The sequence below is a fragment of the Aeromonas sp. 6P genome, assembly GCF_051919525.1.
Classification (GTDB): domain Bacteria; phylum Pseudomonadota; class Gammaproteobacteria; order Enterobacterales; family Aeromonadaceae; genus Aeromonas; species Aeromonas veronii.
This window is the reverse complement of record NZ_JBQBEO010000002.1, coordinates 4,300,122-4,325,000: the sequence shown is the minus strand read 5'-3', so window position 1 is coordinate 4,325,000 and position 24,879 is coordinate 4,300,122. Positions and strand designations below refer to the sequence as shown.

General features: G+C 60.5%; 13 protein-coding genes, 1 tRNA gene, 2 rRNA genes and 1 pseudogene (1 of these 17 cut by a window edge). 12 read left to right on the top strand and 5 right to left on the bottom strand.

The genetic code is table 11. The features are described from left to right. The 4 genes from ACTG2J_RS20120 to ACTG2J_RS20105 form a co-directional block, all read left to right on the top strand. Positions 1–2,859 (top strand): 23S ribosomal RNA (locus tag ACTG2J_RS20120); it begins 31 nt to the left of the window's first position. 125 nt (positions 2,860–2,984) lie between these two features. Continuing rightward, positions 2,985–3,099: ribosomal RNA gene (gene rrf / locus ACTG2J_RS20115) — 5S ribosomal RNA — on the top strand. A 97-nt stretch (positions 3,100–3,196) separates the two neighbouring features. Continuing rightward, positions 3,197–3,273: transfer RNA gene (locus tag ACTG2J_RS20110), tRNA-Asp, on the top strand. 584 nt (positions 3,274–3,857) lie between these two features. Next, positions 3,858–5,810 (top strand): ligand-gated channel protein, encoded by a 1,953-nt coding sequence (locus ACTG2J_RS20105; protein WP_439997840.1) that lies wholly within the window; start codon positions 3,858–3,860, stop codon positions 5,808–5,810. A gap of 67 nt (positions 5,811–5,877) precedes the next feature. Here ACTG2J_RS20105 and ACTG2J_RS20100 read toward each other — a convergent pair whose 3' ends face one another. The 3 genes and pseudogenes from ACTG2J_RS20100 to ACTG2J_RS20090 form a co-directional block, all read right to left on the bottom strand. Further along, the gene (locus ACTG2J_RS20100; protein WP_439989184.1) at positions 5,878–7,266 is read right to left on the bottom strand and encodes a transporter substrate-binding domain-containing diguanylate cyclase; all 1,389 of its coding nucleotides are present in this window, start codon (positions 7,264–7,266) and stop codon (positions 5,878–5,880) included. Positions 7,267–7,406: 140 nt separating this feature from the next. Beyond that, positions 7,407–8,767: pseudogene (locus ACTG2J_RS20095) on the bottom strand (ATP-binding protein). 33 nt (positions 8,768–8,800) lie between these two features. Continuing rightward, a complete protein-coding gene (locus tag ACTG2J_RS20090) occupies positions 8,801–9,523 on the bottom strand; it encodes a response regulator (RefSeq protein WP_042052907.1) in 723 nt (240 codons plus the stop codon). A 199-nt stretch (positions 9,524–9,722) separates the two neighbouring features. On the opposite strand from ACTG2J_RS20090, the gene ACTG2J_RS20085 reads away from it, so the two are divergent. Further along, complete coding sequence (locus ACTG2J_RS20085; protein ID WP_421320671.1) at positions 9,723–10,073, top strand: hypothetical protein; 351 nt, start codon at positions 9,723–9,725, stop codon at positions 10,071–10,073. Positions 10,074–10,265: 192 nt separating this feature from the next. Next, the gene (locus ACTG2J_RS20080; protein ID WP_439989185.1) at positions 10,266–12,260 is read left to right on the top strand and encodes a methyl-accepting chemotaxis protein; all 1,995 of its coding nucleotides are present in this window, start codon (positions 10,266–10,268) and stop codon (positions 12,258–12,260) included. A 93-nt stretch (positions 12,261–12,353) separates the two neighbouring features. Here ACTG2J_RS20080 and ACTG2J_RS20075 read toward each other — a convergent pair whose 3' ends face one another. Next, positions 12,354–12,773 carry a hypothetical protein gene (locus ACTG2J_RS20075; RefSeq protein WP_236287766.1) on the bottom strand — a complete coding sequence of 140 codons (420 nt, stop codon included), beginning with the start codon at positions 12,771–12,773 and terminating at the stop codon, positions 12,354–12,356. A gap of 99 nt (positions 12,774–12,872) precedes the next feature. Continuing rightward, positions 12,873–13,787: a LysR family transcriptional regulator gene (locus ACTG2J_RS20070; RefSeq protein WP_043821788.1), complete on the bottom strand. Its 915-nt coding sequence runs from the start codon at positions 13,785–13,787 to the stop codon at positions 12,873–12,875. 258 nt (positions 13,788–14,045) lie between these two features. Here ACTG2J_RS20070 and ACTG2J_RS20065 point away from each other — a divergent pair, with 258 nt between their 5' ends. From ACTG2J_RS20065 to recD, 6 genes are all read left to right on the top strand, one after another. Continuing rightward, on the top strand, positions 14,046–14,378 hold the full coding sequence (locus ACTG2J_RS20065) for a hypothetical protein (protein WP_041202176.1): 333 nt from the start codon (positions 14,046–14,048) through the stop codon (positions 14,376–14,378). Between the two features lie 30 nt (positions 14,379–14,408). Next, positions 14,409–15,095, top strand: a complete 687-nt coding sequence (locus ACTG2J_RS20060) for a pirin family protein (RefSeq protein WP_005355292.1) — start codon at positions 14,409–14,411, stop codon at positions 15,093–15,095. A gap of 39 nt (positions 15,096–15,134) precedes the next feature. Further along, positions 15,135–15,527 carry a DoxX family protein gene (locus tag ACTG2J_RS20055; protein WP_005336513.1) on the top strand — a complete coding sequence of 131 codons (393 nt, stop codon included), beginning with the start codon at positions 15,135–15,137 and terminating at the stop codon, positions 15,525–15,527. A 257-nt stretch (positions 15,528–15,784) separates the two neighbouring features. Beyond that, a complete protein-coding gene (gene recC / locus ACTG2J_RS20050; protein WP_439997839.1) occupies positions 15,785–19,162 on the top strand; it encodes an exodeoxyribonuclease V subunit gamma in 3,378 nt (1,125 codons plus the stop codon). Further along, the gene (gene recB, locus ACTG2J_RS20045) at positions 19,162–22,788 is read left to right on the top strand and encodes an exodeoxyribonuclease V subunit beta (protein ID WP_439997838.1); all 3,627 of its coding nucleotides are present in this window, start codon (positions 19,162–19,164) and stop codon (positions 22,786–22,788) included. Before recC ends, recB begins: the two co-directional genes overlap by 1 nt. Further along, entirely contained in the window at positions 22,785–24,854 is a 2,070-nt protein-coding gene (recD, locus tag ACTG2J_RS20040) for an exodeoxyribonuclease V subunit alpha (RefSeq protein ID WP_439997837.1), read from the top strand. Before recB ends, recD begins: the two co-directional genes overlap by 4 nt. Positions 24,855–24,879: the final 25 nt, after the last annotated feature.

The window sequence follows — 24,879 nt, the reverse complement described above, 5'->3', positions numbered from 1 at the left end:
CTTGGCAGTCAGAGGCGATGAAGGACGTACTAACCTGCGATAAGCTGTGAGAAGTCGGTAAGAGACGTTATTACTCACAGATTTCCGAATGGGGAAACCCACCCAAGATAACTTGGGTATCTGTTACTGAATACATAGGTAACAGAGGCGAACCGGGAGAACTGAAACATCTAAGTACCCCGAGGAAAAGAAATCAACCGAGATTCCCTCAGTAGCGGCGAGCGAACGGGGATTAGCCCTTAAGCATCTTGGAAGTTAGTGGAACGGTCCTGGAAAGGCCGGCGATACAGGGTGATAGCCCCGTACACGAAAACAACCTTGATGTGAAATCGAGTAGGGCGGGACACGTGACATCCTGTCTGAATATGGGGGGACCATCCTCCAAGGCTAAATACTCCTGACTGACCGATAGTGAACCAGTACCGTGAGGGAAAGGCGAAAAGAACCCCTGTGAGGGGAGTGAAATAGAACCTGAAACCGTGTACGTACAAGCAGTGGGAGCCCTTCGGGGTGACTGCGTACCTTTTGTATAATGGGTCAGCGACTTACATTTTGTAGCGAGGTTAACCGTATAGGGGAGCCGTAGGGAAACCGAGTCTTAACTGGGCGTCTAGTTGCAAGGTGTAGACCCGAAACCGGGTGATCTAGCCATGGGCAGGTTGAAGGTTGAGTAACATCAACTGGAGGACCGAACCCACTAACGTTGCAAAGTTAGGGGATGACCTGTGGCTGGGGGTGAAAGGCCAATCAAACTCGGAGATAGCTGGTTCTCCCCGAAAGCTATTTAGGTAGCGCCTCGGACGAATACTACTGGGGGTAGAGCACTGTTTGGGCTAGGGGGTCATCCCGACTTACCAACCCCATGCAAACTCCGAATACCAGTAAGTAATATCCGGGAGACACACGGCGGGTGCTAACGTCCGTCGTGAAGAGGGAAACAACCCAGACCGCCGGCTAAGGTCCCAAAGTTCTGGTTAAGTGGGAAACGATGTGGGAAGGCTCAGACAGCTAGGATGTTGGCTTAGAAGCAGCCATCATTTAAAGAAAGCGTAATAGCTCACTAGTCGAGTCGGCCTGCGCGGAAGATGTAACGGGGCTCAAACCAGGCACCGAAGCCGCGGATTCACACTTATGTGTGAGTGGTAGGGGAGCGTTCTGTAAGTCTGCGAAGGTGTATCGAGAGGTATGCTGGAGATATCAGAAGTGCGAATGCTGACGTAAGTAACGATAAAGGGGGTGAAAAGCCTCCTCGCCGGAAGACCAAGGGTTCCTGTCCAACGTTAATCGGGGCAGGGTGAGTCGACCCCTAAGGCGAGGCCGAAAGGCGTAGTCGATGGGAAGCAGGTTAATATTCCTGCACGACTTGTAATTGCGATGGGGGGACGGAGAAGGCTAGGTGGGCCAGGCGACGGTTGTCCTGGTGAAAGTGCGTAGGTGGTGTTTCTAGGCAAATCCGGAGACACAACACTGAGACACGAGACGAACACACTACGGTGTGGAAGCCATTGATGCCCTGCTTCCAGGAAAAGCCTCTAAGCTTCAGATTACAAGTCATCGTACCCCAAACCGACACAGGTGGTCGGGTAGAGAATACCAAGGCGCTTGAGAGAACTCGGGTGAAGGAACTAGGCAAAATAGAACCGTAACTTCGGGAGAAGGTTCGCTCTTGACAGTGAAGTCCCTTGCGGATGGAGCAGTTGGGAGTCGCAGTGACCAGATGGCTGGGACTGTTTATCAAAAACACAGCACTCTGCAAACACGAAAGTGGACGTATAGGGTGTGACACCTGCCCGGTGCCGGAAGGTTAATTGATGGGGTTAGCGCAAGCGAAGCTCTTGATCGAAGCCCCGGTAAACGGCGGCCGTAACTATAACGGTCCTAAGGTAGCGAAATTCCTTGTCGGGTAAGTTCCGACCTGCACGAATGGTGTAACCATGGCCATGCTGTCTCCACCCGAGACTCAGTGAAATCGAATTCGCCGTGAAGATGCGGTGTACCCGCGGCTAGACGGAAAGACCCCGTGAACCTTTACTACAGCTTGGCACTGAACATTGAACCTACATGTGTAGGATAGGTGGGAGGCTTTGAAGGCGTGACGCCAGTTGCGCTGGAGCCGTCCTTGAAATACCACCCTTGTATGTTTGATGTTCTAACGCAGGGCCCTGAATCGGGCTCGCGGACAGTGCCTGGTGGGTAGTTTGACTGGGGCGGTCTCCTCCCAAAGAGTAACGGAGGAGCACGAAGGTTGGCTAATCCTGGTCGGACATCAGGAGGTTAGTGCAATGGCATAAGCCAGCTTAACTGCGAGACGGACAGGTCGAGCAGGTACGAAAGTAGGTCATAGTGATCCGGTGGTTCTGAATGGAAGGGCCATCGCTCAACGGATAAAAGGTACTCCGGGGATAACAGGCTGATACCGCCCAAGAGTTCATATCGACGGCGGTGTTTGGCACCTCGATGTCGGCTCATCACATCCTGGGGCTGAAGTCGGTCCCAAGGGTATGGCTGTTCGCCATTTAAAGTGGTACGCGAGCTGGGTTCAGAACGTCGTGAGACAGTTCGGTCCCTATCTGCCGTGGGCGTTGGATGATTGAAGGGAGTTGCTCCTAGTACGAGAGGACCGGAGTGAACGAACCTCTGGTGTTCGGGTTGTCACGCCAGTGGCACTGCCCGGTAGCTAAGTTCGGAATCGATAACCGCTGAAAGCATCTAAGCGGGAAGCGAGCCCTGAGATGAGTCATCCCTGACCCCTTGAGGGTCCTAAAGGGCCGTTGGAGACCACAACGTTGATAGGTGGGGTGTGTAAGCGCGGCGACGTGTTGAGCTAACCCATACTAATTACCCGTGAGGCTTAACCATACAACACCCAAGAAGTGTTCTGGGCCTTGTAGCAAATACCAAGCGAACTACTAACTAATTCAGTGATAGCGACAAGCCAATAGGCAACCTCGTTACTCACGTCAGCTTTCTGGATTAAGAATTTGCCTGGCGGCCATAGCGCCGTGGAACCACCTGATCCCATGCCGAACTCAGAAGTGAAACGCGGTAGCGCCGATGGTAGTGTGGCATTCGCCATGCGAGAGTAGGACACTGCCAGGCACCCAATTAAACAGCGATGTGAAGAATCACGTCACTGGCTGCGAGGATGACACCTCAGAAGAAGCAGCAGAAAATTTAGCGAAAGCTAACCGAATGCGGAGCGGTAGTTCAGTCGGTTAGAATACCGGCCTGTCACGCCGGGGGTCGCGGGTTCGAGTCCCGTCCGCTCCGCCACTAATTTGAAGGCCTTCCCTGATGGGAAGGCCTTTTTGCTATGGGCGATTTTGTCCATAAGACCCACAGGTTTGCATACCAGAACGAACACAAAGCCCAGTCTCACGACCGGGTTTTGATGTTTTAGCCTGCTGGTGAGCTGCCGACATCCCACCACGATGACAATACCTTCCCCTGTTGGCGTTCTTGCTACTGTTTCCACCTCTGTATCGCAGCACATCCCATCTTGGCCATATTGTTCCGCTGCGAGCTGATAGAGCTTGAGGATTAAATCAGGCCATCTTGCAATGGTACGTCATCACTTCCTCTTGTTTGTGTAATCCCCTTGTTTGTTTATAGATTTATTCCATTAAAACAGTCTCTTATCAAGAATGAGCTGTTTTGCAGCAGGAATACCATACGAGGCGAACGATAATGATTATTATTTGAATTGTTGGGATGGGGTAGTTACAATGCGGGCTGATTAATAAAGTGCTTTTCAAATGAGCCTTTTTTGATGCTGCACCTGGCCGGATGCCAAGGCGTTGTAACGAATGAAGTAAGGGAATACGCCACCTTCCTACTAAAAACGTTCAGGCTAAAACATGACAACAGTGAAACCGAACAAGCTTGCCTTGCTGGTCTGCTCCCTTCTTGCGACCCAGGCCCACGCAGCCAAACAAGAGGTGATGGTCGTCACCGCTTCCGGCTTCCAGCAGAAGATTGAAGACTCTGCTGCCTCCATCTCTGTGATTACCCGTGAGCAGCTGGAGAAGCGGGCCTATCGCGATGTGACCGATGCCCTGAAGGATGTTCCCGGTGTTGTGGTGACTGGCGGTGGCAGCAGCAGTGATATCAGCATTCGCGGTATGGGATCGAAATACACCCTGATGCTGGTTGATGGCAAAAAGGTGGATAGTCGTGGTACTCGCCCCAATAGCGATGAAGCTGGTATCGAGCAGGGCTGGCTGCCGCCACTGCAGGCGATCGAGCGCATTGAGGTCGTCCGTGGTCCCATGTCATCCCGTTATGGTTCAGATGCCATGGGTGGTGTGATTAACGTGATTACCCGCAAGACCACCGGTCTGGCCTGGCAGGGGTCGGTTCACGCAGATTCGACCTTCCAGGAGAACAAGGATGCCGGTAATAGCTTCCAGACCGATGCCTATACCGCAGGTTCATTGATCGATGGCGTGTTGGGGCTGCGCTTCAATGGCCAGCTGGCTAATCGTGGCGAAGACAAATTTACCCAGGGTTTTGCCGAGCAGGAGACTCGCAGTGGCACGGCAGTGCTCAGCTTCAAGCCTGATGAGCAGAATCGCTTCGATCTGGAGGCCAGTCGCAGTCTGCAGGATCGGGATCGCACGGCCGGCAATTCGCTGGATGTCAAGGCGACAGATAGCCTCTATCGCTACGAGCGCACCAACTATGCGCTGACCCATGATGGTCAGTATGATTTCGGCTCTTCCAGCAGCTATCTGCAGCAGGAGGCCAACAGTAACCCCGTTCGCAAGATGGAGCTTACCAATACCATCGCCGATACCCATACCCAGTTTATTCTGGGGGATCATTACTTGAGTGTCGGTGGTCAGTATCGTTATGAGGATCTGCACGATCAAGGCAATGCCCTGACAGTGGCCAACCCTGCCGAGCAGCTGACCCGCTGGAGCTGGGCAATGTTTGTCGAGGATGAGTGGTCACTCACTGACAGCTTTGCCCTGACCGGAGGCGCCCGCATGGATCGGGACCAGAACTACGGCTCTCACTGGAGCCCTCGTCTCTACGGCGTCTGGCATCTGGATGATAGCTGGACGTTGAAAGGAGGCGTCTCGACCGGCTACCGCTCCCCTGACTTGCGGATGTCGGCGGCCAACTGGGGCCAGGCTACTGGCGGCCGCAGTCAGGATGGCGTACTGGTCGGCAACCCTGATCTCAAACCAGAGACCAGCGTGAGTGAAGAGATCGGCCTGCTGTGGAACGGTCATCAGGGGCTCAACGCCGGAGTGACCCTGTTCAACACCGACTTCAAGAACAAGATCTCCGAAGTGCGTCGTTGCACCAGCAAGAGCGATCCCGCCTGTACCCTCAATGGTCACAGTTATGACTTCATCAGCGATCGGGTCAACGTCGACAAGGCGAATATGCGCGGGGTCGAGGGGATGATGGATTGGGCTATCAATGAGGATTGGTCGGTCAGCTCCAGCTACACCTTCACCCAGTCCGAGCAGAAGAGTGGTCCACTGGCGGGTCATGCCCTCAACCAGAGGCCCCGCCACATGCTCAACGGTAGTGTTGACTGGCAAACCACCGAGGATCTCAGCCTCTGGTCACGGGTCAACTTCCGTGGCGAGACCTCCGAGTACCTGAGCCGGGTCAAGATGGCGGAGGGGACCCCTTCCTACACCTTCTTTGACATGGGCCTGGTCTACAAGGCCAACAAGCATCTGGATCTGACTGCCGGGGTCTACAACCTCTTCGACAAGACGGTGGATTACAGCAGCTATGGCACTGTGCTGGATGGTCGCCGTTACAACCTGGGCGTGACCTACAACTTCTGATAGGGAACCACTCATGCGGCCGCCATCTTCCGATGGCGGCCGTTTTTATTGCGTGTCCGTCAGAGGGCTATCCCTGATAGGCGGCGGCTTGCCAGGTATTGCGCCCCAGTCCCTTGGCCTGATACATGAGGGCGTCAGCCTGCCGTAGTAGCTGGTCGGCATCAGCCTCTCTCTCTGCGGCGACCCAGACTGCCCCGGTGCTGATGGAGAGGGCCACCTCGCCGCTGCTGGTGTGCAGGGTTTGCCGGTTGCTCTCCAGGCAGATACGCTCGGCCCACTCTTCTGTCTCTGCCAATGTGGCCAGCGGTAGCAGCAGGCAAAACTCTTCGCCGCCGATGCGGGCCAGCAGAGCCTCTTTGGGCAACAGGTTGGTCACAGTCGTGGCCAGCTTTTCCAGCAGCAGATCCCCGATGCCATGACCAAAGCGGTCATTGGTCTCCTTGAAGTGATCCACATCGAACAGCAACAGGGCACAGGGCTCCCCGCTTGCCAGTCGTTGCTCCATGGCGGGCATGAATGCCCGTCGGTTGAGCAGACCGGTCAGGGGGTCGGTACTGGCTTGTTTCTCCAGTCTGGCGTTGGCGCGGCTCAACTCGGTGGTACGGCTGGCAACGGCGCGGCGCAGTTGCACTATGTAGGCCACCATGATCAATGCCCCGGCCAGCAGTAGCCAGGGACCGAGATGGATGGGGTAGACGGTTTCGACATGCATCCATTTGCGGATGATCCGCTCCCGATCGCTCTCTTTGAGCTTGGCGAAGCCCTCTTCCAGCCGGTTTAGCAGGGCAAGGTCACCCTTTTTCACCGCAAAGCGGATCTGGTCGGTATAGAGGTGGCGAACCGGAATAAAGCGGGTGGGATCGTCCGAGGTATAGATGTAGAAGTTGGCGACCTGCAGATCGGCGATAAAGGCTTTTATGTCACCCCGAAAGGCCGCCGCCAGCAGGGTGTCATTGTCATTGAAGGTCTGCAGTCTGGTGCCGGGGAAGTAGCGTCTGGCGTAATACTCCTCGTAGCCACCGACTACCACACCGACCGTTTCATGGCGCAGGTAGTAGTGGACATCGGTGCCGCGCAATTCGCTCGAGAAGAAGAGCTGGGAGTCGAGCTGGGCGAGCGGCCGGCCATAGTCGAACAGTTTGTCCCGCTCCGTTGACCAGAGCAGTCCGGCGTGAACGTCCGCGTTCCCCTCATGGAGCAGATCGAGGGAGCCTTGCCAGTCGACCAGCCTGAACTCGATCTTCTGGCCGGTGACCCGGGCATATTCACGCCACAAATCGATCAGCAGGCCATCCGGCTGGCCCGACTCATTGATATAGGAGAAGGGCTGCCAGGCTTTGGAGTTGGTAATGATGATCGGCTCTTCCGGGGCTTTGGCCCAGGCAGGCAGAGCAAGGGCGAGCAGCAGGAGCCCCCACCCGATACTGACTATGACTCCTGTCTTGGAAGAGGCCATCCTTGCTCCAATCCGTTGCCGTATACCGTCCCGTGGTCATCGATTATCACCGCCTTTCTCATCGAAGAACAAGCGCTCAAATGATGAAGTTTGCATGATGCAAATGGCGCCATGACAAGGCTGGCGGATAGAGTAACTACTTACAGCGGCAGGCTGATCCGCGCCTCCAGTCCCCCCTGTGGCCGATTGAGCAGGGTCAGCTCGCCGCCGTGCTGATGGACCAGAGTGCGGGCGATGGAGAGCCCCAACCCGACACTGCCGGACTCGGTGTTGCGCGCTTCATCGAGCCGCACGAACGGCTTGAACACATCCTCCAGCCGCGCCGGATCGATCCCCGGCCCGTTATCGCAGACCCGGATCAACAGCTCCTCCTTGCGCCGCTCCAGCGACACTTCGGCGCTGCCGGCATATTTGATGGCGTTGCCGATCAGATTCTGCAGCACTCGGCGCAGGGTGTTGGCCCGACAGGCGTAGACCTCTTTGCCCTCCGCCAGACAGGTGACCGGCTGGCCGGTATCGGCATAGTCATCGCACAGGCTGACCAGCAGGCTGACCAGATCCAGCTCGCGGGTAGCCTCCTGCTGTCCCTCCTCGCGAGCAAAGCTGAGGGTGGCCGCCAGCATCTGCTCCATCTGTTGCAGGGTCTGCTGGATGCGCTCCTTGTCCTCACCATCGGCCAGAAACTCGGTGCGCAGCCGCAGGCTGGTGATGGGGGTGCGCAGATCGTGGGAGATGGCCGCCAGCATCCGGGTTCTGTCCTGCACGAAGCGGTCGAGCCGGGTGTGCATCCGGTTGAAGGCCTGAATCGATTCGCGGATCTCGGTCGGCCCCTCCTCTTTCAAGGGCTCGATATCCTCGCCCCGTCCGAGCCGCTCCGCATTGCCTGCCAGCTGCTTGAGCGGGCGGGTGGCACGGCGAAACAGCAGCACCATCAGTCCGATCACCAGACTGGCGACCAGCATCAGGTTGAAGGTAGTCTGCCACGACCAGCTGCCAGCCTCCTTGTCGACCAGCGAACTGAACTGCAGCCAGCCCCCCTGCGGCAGTTCGATGGAGCCATAGAGACGCATATCCCGCGGCGGCGGAGGGCCCTTGCGATCCCGCATCATGCGGGCATGATGTTCCCACGCCTTGCTGCGCTGAGTATCCTCTTTCAGCTCGGCGCTGATCTCGACCGTGAGGCCGGGGGGATAGTTGAGGCGCGAGCGCACCAGCTGCTCGAAGCGGGGGCTGCGGTTATCCGGTTGCAGCGGCTCGTCGGAGAGGCGCAGCAGCAGGGTCTCGCTGCGGCTCGCCTTGAGGATCTCGTCATAGAGGGACGGGGGGAGAGGGAGAGCAGCCTGACCACAGAGATGATCCGCTGCATGGCGTTGCGGCTGTTGACGAAGCCGAGCGCCTCCTCCCGATCCGTGCGGTAGATCTGGATACTGAGCAGCTGGATCAGGATCAACCCCGCCAGCGCCACCAGAATGATCTGGCCGGTCAGCCCCTTGGGCCACATCCGTGCCCATAGCCGTTTCAGTGCATTCACTACTTATACCTGCGTCACATCGGCCGAGAACATATAGCCGCCACCCCAGATGGTCTTGATCAGCTCCGGATTCTTGGGATCCCGCTCCAGCTTGCGGCGCAGGCGGCTCACCAGGGTATCGATGGCGCGATCGAAGGCTACCGCCTCGCGGCCACGGGCCAGATCCAGCAGTTGATCCCGGCTCAGCACCCGCTGCGGGCGTTCCAGAAACACCTTGAGCAGATCGAATTCGGCGGTGGAGAGGCTCAGGCCCACCCCATCCTCATCGACCAGCTCCCGGCGATTGACGTCGAGCAGCCAGCGATCGAAGCGCAGATCCCGGGTCAGGGTCTCGGCGGCGGGTTGGTTATCCGCCTGGGTGCGGCGCATCACCGCCTTGATGCGCGCCAGCAGCTCGCGCGGATTGAAAGGCTTTGCCAGATAGTCGTCGGCCCCCATCTCCAATCCGATGATGCGGTCGGTCTCTTCCCCCATGGCAGTCAGCATGATGATGGGCAGGTTCGATTTGACCCGCAGCTCGCGGCAGAGGGTCAGACCATCTTCACCCGGCATCATCAGATCCAGCACCAGCAGGTCGAACTCCCGCTCCTCCAGCAGTCGCTTCATCTCCTTGCCATCCCGGGCGCAACTGACCCGCAGGCCGTGCTGTTCCAGAAAGCGCTTCAAGAGATCGCGGATCTCGCTGTGATCGTCGACCACCAGAATGTGGGTGTTGCCCTGGTTCATGAATACCTCCCCTGCTTGGCGTTGGCACGAGTATACGAAAATCCGCCCGGCGGTTTGTGTCAAAGTGTGCCAGATCCGCACGATGCCACACTCTGCTACAAAAAAGGGCGATGCTGGCAAAGTTCAGACACCGATAGGGTGTTTACTTGAGGGCAAGGCAAGAGCGCCGAACCAGAATCATCCCTACAGGAGATAGACCATGAAAAAGCTGACCAAAACCCTGCTGACCGCTACCCTGCTCCTTGGCTTGCCGCTGGGTGCCTATGCTGCCAGTGAAGCGGCCCCCACTGGCCAGCCCGGTGCCATGGTGGATTGCCCGATGGACGGTGGTGGCATGATGGGTGGCAAACACCACGGTGGTCGCCACGACAAGATGGCCCGCATGCAGAACATGACCCCGGAGCAGATCCAGGCCAACCTGCAGCAACGTTATGATCGCATTGAAGATCCGGCCAAGAAGGCGGAATTCATCAAGAAGCTCAACGAGCGTGCCGCCGGTATGACCAAGCACGCCGAAGCGATGAAGCAGTTCGCCGAAGCGAACCAGTAACAGCTCCAGCTGTTATCAACCCAAGGGTGGCCGAGGCCACCCTTTTTGTGATCGTATCGATCCATTTTCGCTCGAATCCTTATCTTGCTGTCGCTTATGTGAGCGATGGCAAACGCGCCGTGAGCGAATTGCAAGATAATGCCCGCTCATATAACAAGCTGCAGTTAGCAGTGGCCGAAAACAGGAGAGGGTATGGGTTGGGATCTGGGGACAATCAAGGGGCGATATACCGCCGTTTTTCTGGGATTCATGGTGGCGGTCTGTGTGCTGACCGTAATCGGCATCCAGTTATGGGTCAAACCCGAGCTGCAACGGGCGGGTGAGCAGAATCTGGTGCTGCGGGTCAGCGAGATTGCGACCGACATTCGCGATCAGCTCAACGGGGTGCAGAGCCAGTCACGCAGTATCACTCAGCTGGTTGCCCAACTGCCGAGTGAGCAAATCGATGCTGTTCTCCCTGCTCTGATCGATCAATATGGCAATGCCATGGTGTTTGGTGGCGGCATCTGGCCGATGCCGGATCAGCGGGAAGCCGGTCGCATCAAGTTCAGTACCTTCTTTCATCGGGATGGTGCCAACAAGCTGATCCCCAACACCTACTGGAACTCGGCCGAGGCGCCCAACTATTTCGAGCAGCCCTGGCACAGAGCCGGGCAGCAGGCGGAGAAAGGCATGTGTGTCTGGGCGGCGGCTTACAAGGATGGTGCCAGCCAACAGCCGCGCACCAACTGTGCCATGGGGATCTATCGTGACGGTTCCCTTTACGGGGTGTCCACCATCGATGTGACGCTGGGTTTCTTCAATGATCTGGTCGCCAAAAAAGAGCAGGAGATCGGTGGTCAGGTGATGATCGTCGAGGCCGACGGCAAGATCCTCAGCAAGAATGGTCGTTTGAGCGGGGATGTGGTGCTGGGCAACCTCTCATCTCACGGGGACTATCCCTTTGCCAGCGCCATCGCTAGCCTGCTGGGGCCGGGTAATGGCGCCGCGTTGCAGCGCACTACCTTTCAGGATCTGGGTGAAGAGCAGACATTGCTGATGCAACCCATCGAAGGAACCCCCTGGCTGTTGGCGGCGGCGCTGCCGACCAGCACCCTGACCCACGACAGTCAGGAGGTGCTCAAGACGCTGGCAGCGATCCAGCTACCGCTAGTGGTGCTGCTGTTTGCGCTGATGTTGATGGCCATCAAGCAGCTGGGCTGTCGACTCGACACCCTCAAGCAGAACATCGATGCGCTCTCGGCCGGAGATGCTGATCTGACTGCCCGGATCCGGGTCAAGGGGCACGATGAGCTGGACCATATCGCTCAATCGGTGAACCGCTTTATCGCCTATCTGCAGCAGATGATGTTGCAGGTGACCGAGACCACAGAGCTGATTACTCGTGAATTGGCCCAGCTGGATCAGCAGACGGGGCAGGCCAGACGCATTCTCGGTGAGCATGCCGCCGAGACCGATCAGATAGTGACAGCCCTGACCGAGCTCAGCTCCACTGCCGACAGTGTGGCGCACCACGCGAGCGATTCCGCCAGCTTTACCGAGTCTGCCAATGGTCAGGCGATTCAGTCCCGTCAGGTAGTGGGTCAGGCCTCTGCCAGTGTGGCGGCGCTGATCGATGAAGTGGATCTTGCTGCGACCAAGGTATTGGGGATGCAGGAAGATGCTCGCCAGATCAGCAGTGTACTCAGCGTGATCGGCGATATTGCTGCCCAGACCAACCTGTTGGCACTCAACGCGGCCATCGAGGCGGCGCGGGCCGGTGAGCAGGGGCGCGGTTTTGCAGTGGTTGCTGATGAGGTGCGCGCACTGGCGGCGAGAACCCAGAATAGCACTGCCGAGGTGGGGAGCATGCTCTCCCGGTTGACGCAGGGGGTGGCCGAAGCCGTGGTGGCCATGGAGCACACCAAGCAGAGCTGTCAGGTGGCGACCGAGAATACCGAGCAGGTGACAGGCGGGCTCGACAAGATGGCGGATGCCGTGGTGCAAATAAACGATCTGGGTACCCAGATTGCGACTGCGGCAGAGGAGCAGAGCCGGGTGACTGAAGAGATCAACCGCAACATGGTCACGATCCGCGACATGGTCAATCTGCTGGTGGATAACGGTCAGAATACCGAACAGAGTTCGGCCACCCTGCTGGAGTCCAATCGCCAGCTGGTGGCGTTGGTGCATCGCTTCAAGGTGTAACAAACCGATAATGAAAGAGGGGGAGCCCGGTGCTCCCCCTCTTGCTATCTGCGCCGATACGGGTGTTCAGCCCACTCCACCGGCCGAGCGAACTTAGCCCTGAGCCTTGTCGGTCAGGTCTACTTTCTTGACGGTTTCGCCTTCGAACTTGATGACCACGTTTTTCTTGGCGGCGTCGGTATCTTTCAGCAGGGTTTTGGTGGTTTCTGCCAGCAGCGGAGAGGCCTTGTTCAGGGCATCCAGATCATAGGTCCACACTTCCAGACCGGATTCAGTCTTGGTGGTGGCAGGAGCGCCCAGCTTCTCTTTAATAGCCTGCTTGTTGGAGCCGCCTTCCTTGATATCCAGTGCCTTCTTGATGGCTTCGTTGGATGCGCTGTCCACTGCACCGGATACGGCGGTATTAGCTGCATCCTTGACGCTGCTGGTGACGCTGTCGGTCAGCGAATCCATCAGGCCGGCATTGGCAAACAGGGGCAGGGTGGTGAGGGCAACCAGCAAACTCTTTTTCATTTTCTACAGCTTCCATGGGTTCAATGAGGCGGCTATGAAATCAGCAAAGATATTGGGCGTCAAGTGAGGCATGCAATTAACATTTCTGTTAACTGGATCTCATTTCTCACCAGTCGCAAACAGTTTTGGTATCTCCCGCACCAGCCAGCTTTTGGCCTTGCCCATGGTGTCTCGCCGCCAGGCCAGCACCACCTGCAGCTGATGGCGGTACTCGGGGCTGATCACCTTGAGCCGACCGGCCCGGATGTCCTCCTCAATCCAGCTCTGTGGCATGGTGCCGACCCCGATCCCTGCCAGCAGGGCATCCCGTTTCTCCGTCATGGTGCTGACAGTGAGGCGCGGCTGCTTGTCCAGCAGGCGGTAGGTGAGAACCGGTTTGCGAAGGGCTGTGTCGGCCACCGCGATGGCGCGGTAGCGGCGCAGGGTCTCGTCGGCCAAGGGTTCGGGCTCCTGATGCAGCGGATGATCGGGATGGGCGACGTAGAGCATCACCTCGTCCTTGATCACCTGATGCTTGATGCCGGTCATCATGATGTCCGGGTTGATGGAGGAGATCAGCAGGTCGGCACGACCATCTTCCAGACACTCCCAGCTACCCGCCAGCACCTCGGCCCGCAGCCGCAGTCGGGTATCGGTCTGCTCGGCCAGCTTCTCCACCAAGGGGTAGAGGGCCTGCACCGGGACCAGCGCATCGACGGCGACTGTGATGTCGGTCTCCCAGCCACGGGCCAGCGCCCGGGTCTCTCCCACCAGATGCTCGGCTGCCTCCAGCAGCACTCGGCCGCGCTCCAGCAGCATGCGTCCCGCCGGGGTGAACTTGGTGCGGTGGCCACTGCGGTCAAACAGCATTGCATCCAGTTCGTCTTCCAGCTTCTGCACCGTATAGCTCAATGCCGAGGGCACCTTGCCCAGCTCGTCGGCCGCCGCCGCAAAGCTACCGCGGCGGTCGATGGCATCCAGCACCCGGATTGCCTCCAGGGTCAGCGCCCGTTCCTTGTTCGATTCCTTGGCCATTCCTCACCTTCAATTTTTTTGAATATGTTTGCCAGTTTATCTCGCTAACAAGTTAGGTCATGTCACTTTAATATTCAATCAACGCTTAGGCAGGAACGTCGAGCGGCCAAATATGCGGGTAGTTCCGCACTGTGACACACCAAATCGGTCTGTCTGATGTCGGTGAAAGAACAACACACTATTTGAATAACCTCTTGTATGGATGCATTGATTCTGGCCGAAAAGGCCTTGGCAATGACATATAAAACAAGAGAGTGAATGAACATGAAAAACGTAATCAAGATGCTGGCCGTTGCAGGCCTGATGACCACAGGTTTCGCCCAAGCTTCCGTACCGGCTGACTTCAATGCCATGCCCGGCGTGCTGTTTGTGAACTGGAACGCCACTGCCGCACTGGATGGCAAAGCCAATCCGATGCTGGAAGTGCGTGACGAGTCTGGCGATCTGCTGGCATCAGTCCACGCCAACCTGACTGGCACCCAGCAGGTGCGGATCCCGAGCCGTACCCAGGGCAACCTGACCGTCAGCCTGGCTGACCAGAGCAGCGAATACCGTATTCCGTTCGGTATCGGTAGCGGCAAACAGCGTTAATCAACCGTCCCGGTAGGTGAGGAGCAGACCATGATGCAATTGAGAGCCGCAGAAGCGCGGGGCAAGGCCAATTTTGGCTGGCTGGACGCGCGCCACAGTTTCTCCTTCGGTCACTACTATGACCCGGAGTGGATGGGGCACTCGGTACTGCGGGTGATCAATCAGGATCTGGTTGCGCCGGGTGGCGGATTCGCCACCCACCCTCACGCCAATATGGAGATCCTCACCTGCGTGCTGCAAGGCACCATAGAGCACAAGGACAGCCTCGGCCATGCCGAGCAGATCCCGGCAGGGGATTTCCAGCTGATGAGCGCAGGCAGCGGGATCCGCCACAGCGAGTACAACCCCTCGCAGACGGATCCTCTCTCCCTGTTGCAGATCTGGATCGAGCCGAACGAGTTCGGCACGCCACCCGGGTATCAGCAGAAGAAGATCGAGTCCAGACCGGGCATGACGCTGGTGGCGTCACCGGATGGCGAGGATGGATCGCTGCGGATCCGCCAACAGGCCCGCGTATGGCGGCTGGAACTGGCCCCGGGCGAGACGCTCGAATGGGCACTGGCTGGCCGACACGGTTACCTGCAGATGATTTCAGGGGAGTTGACCGCCAACGGTCTGGCTGCCCGACCCGGCGACGGGGTACTCAGTCGTGATGAATACCGGTGGGAGCTGGTTGCGACCAGTGCCAGCCAAGCTCTGTTATTTGACCTACCCTGAAGCAGTCAGCGGTGATGTGACACAAACGAGGAAGATGAAATGGACAAGATGAAAGATGTAGCGCTGCTGGCGGGTCGTGTACTGCTGGCGCTGATGTTCGTAATGGCGGGCTGGAGCAAGATCGGCGGGTATGCCGGTACCCAGGGCTATATGGAAGCGATGGGCGTGCCGGGCTTTATGTTGCCGCTGGTGATCCTGCTTGAGCTGGGTGGTGGCCTTGCCGTCGTGCTCGGTCTCTTTACCCGCAGCCTCTCCGTGCTGCTGGCCGGTTTCACCCTGATGGCTGCCTTTATTTTCCATTATCAGCCTGCAGAACAGATGCAGATGCTGATGTTTATGAAGAACGTCTCGGTGGCCGGGGGTTTCCTGGCGCTGGCGGCGGCCGGAGCAGGGGCTTTCAGTGTGGATGCCCGTCTCGGCAAAAACTGGTAATGCCCTGAAGAGTCAAGTTTTCCAATGCCTTTTGGCCGGTGCAACTGCACCGGCTTTTTTCTGTCTGCGTTTTCCGGATAGGTGAGGCGGCGCGTCAAATCTGCGGCGCCCCTCATGATTCAGCGGTTTACCCGCCTGCTAGCCACAAGAGCCTTTTGCATCTTCCCCCCGATCCCCGACAATTCCCTCTCTTGTGAAGTGATGGAAATGGCTCGCCTTTTCCCTCGCCCCCTCTCATCCACAGGCGGGAATTGCTCATGTTTACCCTCTACCACTCCAATCAGCTGGATCTGCTCAAAGAGCTGCTGGTGAGCCGCATCCGGCAGGCCCCTCTCTCTCACCCCTTCGATCGGGAGCAGATCCTGGTGCAGAGTCCGGGCATGGCCCAGTGGCTCAAGCTGGAGCTGGCCAAAGCCTTCGGCATCGCCGCCAATATCGACTTTCCGCTGCCCGCCAGCTTTATCTGGGAGATGTTCACCCGGGTGCTGGCAGATGTGCCGCGCCAGAGCCCCTACAACAAGGGTTCCATGAGCTGGCAGCTGATGACCATTCTGCCTGCCTTGCTGGATCGCCCCGCCTTTGCCCCGCTCGCCGCTTATCTGGGGGGTGGGGATGGCGAGGATCCTGCCCGTGAACTTGCGCAGGCGCCCGAGCAGGTGCGGTTGTGGCAGCTCTGCCAGAAGGTGGCGGATCTCTTTGACCAGTATCTGGTCTACCGGCCGGACTGGATCGCCCGTTGGGAAGAGGGGGAAGGATTGAGTCAGGAGCTGGCCGGGGTGAGCGGTCAGGATTGGCAGCCGGAGCTGTGGCGTGAGCTGGTGGCACGCACGTTGGCGCTCTCTCCGAGCGGTTACCACCGCGCCAACCTCTACGAGGAGTTTATCCACGAGCTGGCGCGTACCGCTGATCTGCCGGGCAAGCTGCCGCAGCGGGTGTTCGTGTTTGGCATCTCGGCGCTGCCGCCGCGCTATGTGGAGGCGCTGCTGGCCCTCGGCAGCCGGCCTGAGGTGGAGGTACACCTGTTCGTCACTAACCCCTGCCGCTACTACTGGGGAGATCTGCTGGATCGCAAGACCCTGGCTCGGCTGGAGAACAAGCTCAAACCCGGCACCGATATCGAGACGTTGCAGGGCCCCGCCAACCCGCTGCTCGCCTCCATGGGCAAACTGGGGCGCGACTACCTGCATCAGCTGATGGAGCTGGAGGTACCGCAAATCGAGGCCTTCGTCGATATCGACGAGGTGGATGGCAAGGGCAATGTCAGCCTGCTGCGCGCCATCCAGAAGGATGTGCTGGAGCTGGCCGAGCGAGGCGCCGGTCAGTTCGATCTCGACAGCAGCCATCACAAGAGCCCCATCAGCCTGGCGGATGGATCCTTGCAGATCAACGCCTGCCACGGCCCGATGCGCGAACTTGAGGTGCTGCACGACCGGCTGCTGGCGCTGTTCGAACAGGATCCCACCCTCACCCCGAAAGACGTGGTGGTGATGATGCCGGATGTGAACAGCTATGGCCCCTACATTCAGGCGGTGTTTGGCGCGCGCGGTCAGATCCCGTTTGCGGTCTCGGATCGGGCGGCGAGTCAGGAGAGCCCGCTGCTGCAAAGCTTCCTCGCCCTGCTCAGGCTGCCCAATGCCCGCTTCGGGGCGGGGGAGCTGCTCGCCATTCTCGAGGTGCCCGCCGTGCTGCGTCGTTTCGAGCTGGATGACGACGAGTTCAACCAGCTGCGGGTCTGGGTGCAGGAGACCGGCATCCGCTGGGGGCTGGATGACGGTTACCCAGTCCGCTTCGATCTGCCGCCCATGTCCGGCAACAGCTGGCTGTTCGGCCTGCGCCGCATGCTGCTCGGCTTTGCCATGGGGGATGGCGAGCCGGTGGCGGGCATTCTGCCCTATGCCGATATCGAGGGGCAGCAGGGGCTGGCGCTCGGCAAGCTCGCCTGGTTTGTCGATTCGTTGGCCGAATTCCTGCCCCGCCTGCAACAGGCCCAGCCGCTGGCCGAGTGGAACGCCTGCCTGCTGGCGCTGCTGGAGCGCTTCTATCTGGCCGACGAGGATGAAGAGCTTCAGCTCCAGCTCATTCGCAGCCAACTGGCCGAGTGGCAGACCCGGCTTGGCGAAGCCCGTTTTGAGCAGCCCATCACCGCCGACCTGTTGCAGGATTACCTCGGCAGCGTGCTGGGGGAGTCCCGCTCCAGCCAGCGCTTCCTCGCCGGTCAGGTCAACTTCTGTACCCTGATGCCGATGCGCTCCATCCCCTTCAAGCAGGTCTGTCTGCTCGGCATGAACGATGGCGTCTACCCGCGCACCCTGGCCCCCATGGGGTTCGATCTGATGGCGGTGGCGTCGCGGCGTGGGGATCGCTCCCGCCGCGATGATGACCGCTACCTCTTCCTCGAGGCGCTGCTGAGTGCTCAGCAGGGGCTCTATATCAGCTATCAGGGCTTCAGCGCGCAGGACAACAGCGACAAGGTGCCGTCGGTGCTGCTGGCGGAGCTGATCGACTATGTGCGGCAGGGCTTTGTGCTGGCGGGGGATGAGGATCTCGATGACGAAACCTCCGGCAAGCGGCTGCTCAACCACCTGATGGTGGCGCATCCGCTCACCCCCTACAGTCGCAACTACTTCTACCCGGAGCCGGGATCGCGCCTCTTTACCTATGCCGCCGACTGGCTGCCCGCCCTTAACCCAGAGCGCGGTGCGGCCAACTTCCAGAGCGGCGAGCTGCCTTTGCCGCCAGATTGGAACAGAGGGGGGGGCAAGGAGCAGGGGCTGGAGCTGGCGGAGCTGCTGCGCTTCTATCGCCAGCCCACCAAATATTTCCTTAACCGCCGCCTCAAGGTGTGGTTTGAGTTGAACGAAGCCAACATTGAGGACAGCGAGCCGTTCGAGCTGGATGGCCTGCAACATTATCAGCTGAAAGATCTGCTGCTCGATGCCCATCTGGCAGAAGGGGATAGTACCGAACGTCGTGAACGTTTGCAGCTCACCGGCCTCTTGCCGCAAGGGTGGTTCGGCAGCCTGCTGCTGGACGATCTGGATGCCGAGATGGGCAAGCTGGCGGATCGGCTGCGGCCATGGGTTGCGGCCAATGAGTCAGAAAAACAGGCGGTGGAGATCGATATCTCCCTCACTCAGGGCCAGCTGCAAGGGTGGATCGACACCCAGAAGGGGCGTTTGCTGGTGGTCAAACCCGGCAGCTTCAACGGCAAGGATCTGCTGCTGGGCTGGATCCAGCACCTCTGCCTCTCATTGAGCGGCGCCCCCGGCGACACCCTGCTGTTCGATGCCAAACAGAGTCTGCGCCTGCCTGTACTCGCTGCCGACGAGGCGCGCCCCAAACTGGCGGCGCTGGTGGCCTGTTGGGCGCAGGGGATGAAGCGGCCGCTGCCCTTCTTCCCCAACACCGCCTGGGATTGGCTCAAGGCGATCGAGAAGGATCCCGACAAGCCGGAGGCGGCCGACAAGGCGGCTCTCACCCGTTTCAACGGCGGCTGGATGATCAATGGGGAGGGGCAAGACGCTTATGTCGCCCGCTGCTTCCCCGAACTCGATGACGAGGTGCTGGGGCAGTTGCAGGCGCTGGCCCGCGAACACCTGACCCCGCTGCTCAAGACCCTGGAGGAGCTGAAATAATGGCTAACCCGCTCAATACCCTGCGTTTTCCCCTCCATGGTGAACGACTGATTGAAGCCTCCGCCGGTACCGGCAAGACCTACACCATCGCCGGTCTCTACCTGCGCCTGCTGCTGGGCCACGGCCCGGTTATTGAACAAGAGAGTGGCGAAGAGGGGGCTGATGCCGGTCAGCCGAGCGCCCATGAACGGCCGCTCTCGGTGACCGAAATTCTGGTGGTGACCTTTACCGAAGCGGCCACCGCCGAGCTGCGCGGGCGGATCCGCGGTCGCATCCACGAGGCGCGCCTCGCCTTTATGCGCGGCCATAGCAGTGACACCCTGCTGGCCCAACTGCTTGCAGAGGTGGAGGATCACGAGCTGGCGGCCCGCCGCCTGCTGGCTGCCGAGCGGCAGATGGACGAGGCGGCGGTCTTTACCATCCACGGCTTCTGCCAGCGGATGCTCAAGCAGAATGCCTTCGAGTCGGGCGCCCTCTTCGAGACCGAATTTCTCACCGACGATAGCCAGCTCAGGTTGCAGGCGGTGAGCGACTACTGGCGATCCGAGTTCTATCCGGTGGACAAACCCCTCGCCAGCGCGGTGCGCGCACTCTGGCCGAGCCCCGCCGCCCTGCTGCGGGAGATGAACGGCTGGCTCGACAACTGCGAGCTGGAGATCCACCCGGCCTTGGGGGACGAGACCCTCGCCGCCCGCCATCATGCAGCTATGGCCCGCATTGAGGCGGTGAAGAGTGAATGGCTGGCGCAGACGGACGAGATCCGCCGCCAGACCGACGGGCAAGTAAGCCGCTACACCGGCAAGAACTACGAAGGGTGGCTCGCCAAGATAGCCGACTGGGCGCAGGACGAGGGCAGTGGCTACGCCATTCCCAAGGAGCTGGAGCGCTTCGGCCAGACGGTGCTGGAGGAGAATCTCAAGAAGGGGGGCACGGTGCCGACCCTGCCGCTGTTCAGCCAAATCGATGAACTGCTGGCGAGCCGTCCCGGTATTCGCGACCTTATCCTGCAGCGGGCGGCCAAAGTAGTGCGCAGCCGGATGCAGGCCAGCAAGCGCCAAGCCCATCAGCTCTCGTTCGATGACCTGCTCAAAGACCTCGACGGGGCGCTCGGTTCCAGCCTGGGCGAGCGGCTCTGCGAGCGCATTCGCGCCACCTACCGGGTGGCGATGATCGACGAATTTCAGGATACCGACCCCCAGCAGTACCGCATCTTTCATCGCCTCTACGGCGGCCACACAGACACGGCGCTGCTGATGATCGGCGACCCCAAGCAGGCCATCTACGGCTTTCGCGGCGCCGACATCTTTACCTACATTCAGGCGCGGCGAAATGTGAGCGCCCACTACACCCTCGGGCGCAACTGGCGCTCCAGCAGTGCGCTGGTGGGGGCGGTCAACGGCCTGTTCGAGCGGGCCAAGGATCCCTTTATCTACGAGGCGGATATCCCCTTCCTGCCGGTGGAGGCGCAGGGCAAGAGCAAGGCGCTGCAGCTCGATGGCGTTACCGCCCCTGTGCTCCACTGCTGGCAGCTGACCGGCCAGCCGACCTTCAATCGGGGGGATTACCAGAGCAAGATGGCCCGCGCCACCGCCGCCGAGATCCACCGCCTGCTGACCCTGGCCCGCGAGGGCAAGGCAAAGATAGGTGATCAGGCGGTGAAGGCCGGGGATATCGCCGTGCTGGTGCGCACCGGCGCCGAGGGCAAGCTGGTGCAGCAGGAGCTGGCGCGCCTCGCCATCGCCTCTGTCTACCTGTCGAACCGCGAGAGCGTGCTGGAGCAGACGGAGGCGCGGGAGATCCTGCTGATTTTGCACGCCTGCCAGAACCCTAGCGAGGAGCGCAGCCTGCGGGCCGCGCTCGCCACCGGCCTGTTTGATCTCGACGCCAAGGCGCTCGATGGGCTGGCCAGCGACGAGCGGGCGTGGGAGAGCGCGGTGCAGGAGTTTATGGAGTACCGCAAGATCTGGCACCGCCGTGGCGTGCTGGCGATGCTGCGGGCCCTGCTGCACCGGCGCAATCTCGCCTCTTCGCTTTTGGCGAGCCCCTACGGCGAGCGGCGGCTGACCAACTTCCTCCATCTTGGCGAGCTGCTGCAACAGGTGAGCAGCGAGCTGGATGGCGAATATGCCCTGCTGCGTTGGTTGGGGGAGGCGGTGAGCCGCCCCAACGGGCAGGATGCGGAGCAGGTACTGCGGCTCGAATCCGAGCGGAAATTGGTGCAGATCGTCACCATCCACAAATCCAAGGGGCTGGAGTACCCGCTGGTGTTCCTGCCCTTTATCTGCAGCCACAGAACCGCCGAGACCCCGCTCTATCACGAGGCGGACGAGGCGGGCAATCGCACCATTCTCGATCTGACCGGTGCCGACTCGTCGCTCGCCGAAGCGGACAGGGAGCGCCTTGCCGAAGATTTGCGGCTGCTCTATGTGGCGCTGACCCGGGGCGTCTACGCCACCTGGCTGGGGCTGGCGCCGGTGCGGGCGGGAGCAGGCAAGTCGGAGAAGACCGACCTGCACCACACCGCCATCGGCTACCTGCTGCAAAAGGGCGAGGAGGGGGATGCGCAGACGCTGGCGACCGCCCTCAGTTCGCTGGCACAGGCGCTGCCCGGGGTAGCCGTCGGTGAGCCCTCGCTCACCCGTCCGGCCCCGCTGCCGCCAGAGGAAGAGCTGTTGGGCGAGCCGCAGGTGCGCCACTTTAGCGGTTCCCTTGAGCGGGACTGGTGGATCAGCTCCTACTCCGGGCTGGCGGCGCAGGGCCACGGCCACAGCAAGGGCGTACTAGCCAATCCTGGCTTCGATGACGAGGTAGTCACCGAAGCAGCCGCAGCGCTGGCGGCAGAACAACCGGACGAGGCACCCCAGCCCTCCATCTTCACCTTCCCGAAAGGGGCGCGCCCCGGCACCCTGCTGCACAGCCTGTTCGAGACCATCGATTTTCAGAGCGCTGCGGGCGAGCCGCTGGCAGAGCATATCGCCACCCTGCTGGCGCAAGATGGCTTCGACGAGAGCTGGGCTCCCGTGCTGCAACAGCAGGTGGAGGCGGTGCTGGATACCCCGCTCGATACCGGCTTTGGCGAGCCGGTGCGGCTGCGGGAGCTGGCCCCCGAGCGCAAACAGGTGGAGCTGGAGTTCTTCCTGCCCATGGGGCGGGTGACGGCACCGGCGCTGACCGCCCTCTGCCAGCAGCACGACCCGTTGTCGCGGGGCAACAAGCCGCTCAGCTTTGCCACCGTGCAGGGGATGCTCAAGGGCTTTATCGATCTGGTGTTCGAGTGGCAGGGGCGCTGGTATCTGCTCGACTACAAATCGAACCACCTCGGCATGAGCCCCGCCGATTACAGCCGTCCGGCGCTGGAGCGGGCGATGGCCGAGCACCGCTACGACCTGCAATACCAGCTCTACTCGCTGGCGCTGCACCGGCTGCTCACCCTGCGCCTGCCGGGCTACGACTTCGAGCAGCACTTTGGCGGCGTTTTCTATCTGTTCCTGCGCGGCATGCCGCAGGGGGGCATTTTCCATACCCGCCCGAGCCGTGAACTGGTGCTGGGGCTGGATAAGTTGTTTCGCGAAGGCAGTGAGCTGCCAGCAGCGGGATCCCAAGCATTAAACGAGGTAGAGGCATGAGCGGCACCATGATCAGCACCGCAACCAGCGCAATGATGGTTGAACGGTTGAAAACACTGGCGCTGGCTGGCCGCATCCGCCAGCTGGATCTGCAATTTGCCAGGCTGGTGGCAGACCTTGGCGGCAGCCCCGAGCTGGTGCTGGGGGCGGCGCTCACCTGCTTCGAGCTGGGGCGCGGCCATGTCTGTCTGCCCCTAGAGATGTTGGCGAGTGGAGCTTTGCGCCCGTTCGGGCTGGATCCCCAGCAGAGCCGGGAGCTGCTGGGGGATCTGGCGGATCCTGCCCGCTGGCCCGCCCTGTTTGCAGAGAGTCCCTTGGTGGGTACCGAGCAGGATGACGGGCTTGCCCCGCGCTGGCCGCTGCGGCTGTGGCACGGGCGGCTCTATCTCACCCGCTACCACGATTTTGAACTGGGGGTGGCCCGTCATCTGCGCGCTTTGAGCGAGCGCGCCGAATGGCCGGAGATTGCCCCGGCCCTGTCGCGGCTGTTTGCCCGCGACTATGGGTTGGTGTTCGCGGCGCTGCTCAAGGCCCGCCTCGCCCCCGACTTCTCGGCCCGCCACTTTATCGAGAAGTATCTGGATCTGGTGTTCCCGAACGAGGTGGATTGGCCCGCTATCGAAGCGCTGCTGGCCAGCGCCCAGGCGGCGAGCGACTTGAGCAAGCTGGATGCGCTGGTGCCCGAGGCGCTCTGCTGCAACGGCCAGAAGCTGGCGGCGGCCACCGCGGCGGCACGCCCCTTTGCGGTGATCTCCGGCGGCCCCGGCACCGGCAAGACCACGACTGTGGCAAAACTGCTCGCCATTCTGGTGGAGACCGGCCTGCAAGCAGGCAAGGCCCCGGCGATCCGGCTGGTGGCCCCCACCGGCAAGGCAGCGGCGCGCCTCACCGAGAGTATCGGCTCTGCCCTGCAGGCCCTCGATCTGCCCCCCGAGTGGGTCGAAGCGATCCCCACCGAAGCGGGCACCCTGCACCGGCTGCTCGGGGTCATTCCGGGGCGCAGCCAGTTCCGCCACCACGCGGGCAACCCGCTGCACCTCGACTTGCTGGTGGTGGATGAGGCCTCGATGGTCGACCTGCCGATGATGGCGCGCCTGCTCGATGCACTGCCGAGCCACGCCCGCCTGATCCTGCTTGGCGACAAGGATCAGCTCGCCTCGGTGGAGGCGGGGGCCGTACTCGGCGATATCTGCAGCTTTATCGAACAGGGCATCAGTCCGGCGCAGGCGGACTGGCTCTCCCGCCAGACCGGCTACCGCCTGCAGGGCTCGCCCGCGGGGGCACCGGTGCGTGACAGCCTCTGTTTGCTGGCCAAGAGCTGGCGCTTTGATCAGCATTCGGGCATCGGCCAGCTGGCGCGCGCCTGCAACAGCGGCGATGCCACGGCGGTGGAAGCTGTCTGGGGCGCAGGGTTCGCCGATATCAGCCTGCACCCCTGGGCGGGGGATGCTTACGACGCCCTGATTGCCCAGGGGGTGGCCGGTTATGGCAGCTATCTGAAGGCAGCCCGCGCCGGGGAGGAGCCCGCCGCCGTGTTCAAGGCATTCAACAGCTTCCAGATCCTCTGCGCCCTGCGCGATGGCCCGTTCGGCGTGCTGGGACTTAACGAGCGGCTCGAACTGGCCCTGTCACGGGCCGGCCTGATTGCCCGCGATGGCGACTGGTATGCCGGTCGCCCTGTGATGGTGGTGCGCAACGACCACGGGGTCGGCCTCTATAACGGCGATATGGGGCTCTGCCTGCCCGACGAAACTGGCCGGTTAAAGGTCTGGTTTGAGCAGCCGGACGGTACCCTGCGTGCCCTGTTGCCCAGCCGCTTGCCGCCCCACGAGACGGTCTACGCCATGACTATCCACAAATCCCAGGGTTCGGAGTTTGCCCATACCGTGCTGGTGCTGCCCGACAGCCCCAGCCCGCTGCTGACCCGCGAGCTGGTCTATACCGGCATCACCCGCGCCAAGGCGAAACTCGATCTCTACGGCGATCGCGCCCTGCTGGCACAGGCGGTACGGAAAAAGACCGAGCGTTATTCCGGATTGGCGGAGCGGTTGGGGGAAGTTATATGATATATATCATCTTAAATAGAAAACT

Excerpts from the sequence above, each read along its gene's own strand:
- ACTG2J_RS20055 (WP_005336513.1), top strand. The coding sequence starts at position 15,135 with ATGGACAAGATGAAAGATGTAGCGCTGCTGGCGGGTCGTGTACTGCTG.
- ACTG2J_RS20090 (WP_042052907.1), bottom strand. The coding sequence starts at position 9,523 with ATGAACCAGGGCAACACCCACATTCTGGTGGTCGACGATCACAGCGAG.
- recD (WP_439997837.1), top strand. The coding sequence starts at position 22,785 with ATGAGCGGCACCATGATCAGCACCGCAACCAGCGCAATGATGGTTGAA.
- recC (WP_439997839.1), top strand. The coding sequence starts at position 15,785 with ATGTTTACCCTCTACCACTCCAATCAGCTGGATCTGCTCAAAGAGCTG.
- ACTG2J_RS20080 (WP_439989185.1), top strand. The coding sequence starts at position 10,266 with ATGGGTTGGGATCTGGGGACAATCAAGGGGCGATATACCGCCGTTTTT.
- ACTG2J_RS20075 (WP_236287766.1), bottom strand. The coding sequence starts at position 12,773 with ATGAAAAAGAGTTTGCTGGTTGCCCTCACCACCCTGCCCCTGTTTGCC.
- ACTG2J_RS20100 (WP_439989184.1), bottom strand. The coding sequence starts at position 7,266 with ATGGCCTCTTCCAAGACAGGAGTCATAGTCAGTATCGGGTGGGGGCTC.
- ACTG2J_RS20060 (WP_005355292.1), top strand. The coding sequence starts at position 14,409 with ATGATGCAATTGAGAGCCGCAGAAGCGCGGGGCAAGGCCAATTTTGGC.
- ACTG2J_RS20085 (WP_421320671.1), top strand. The coding sequence starts at position 9,723 with ATGAAAAAGCTGACCAAAACCCTGCTGACCGCTACCCTGCTCCTTGGC.
- ACTG2J_RS20105 (WP_439997840.1), top strand. The coding sequence starts at position 3,858 with ATGACAACAGTGAAACCGAACAAGCTTGCCTTGCTGGTCTGCTCCCTT.
- ACTG2J_RS20065 (WP_041202176.1), top strand. The coding sequence starts at position 14,046 with ATGAACATGAAAAACGTAATCAAGATGCTGGCCGTTGCAGGCCTGATG.
- recB (WP_439997838.1), top strand. The coding sequence starts at position 19,162 with ATGGCTAACCCGCTCAATACCCTGCGTTTTCCCCTCCATGGTGAACGA.
- ACTG2J_RS20070 (WP_043821788.1), bottom strand. The coding sequence starts at position 13,787 with ATGGCCAAGGAATCGAACAAGGAACGGGCGCTGACCCTGGAGGCAATC.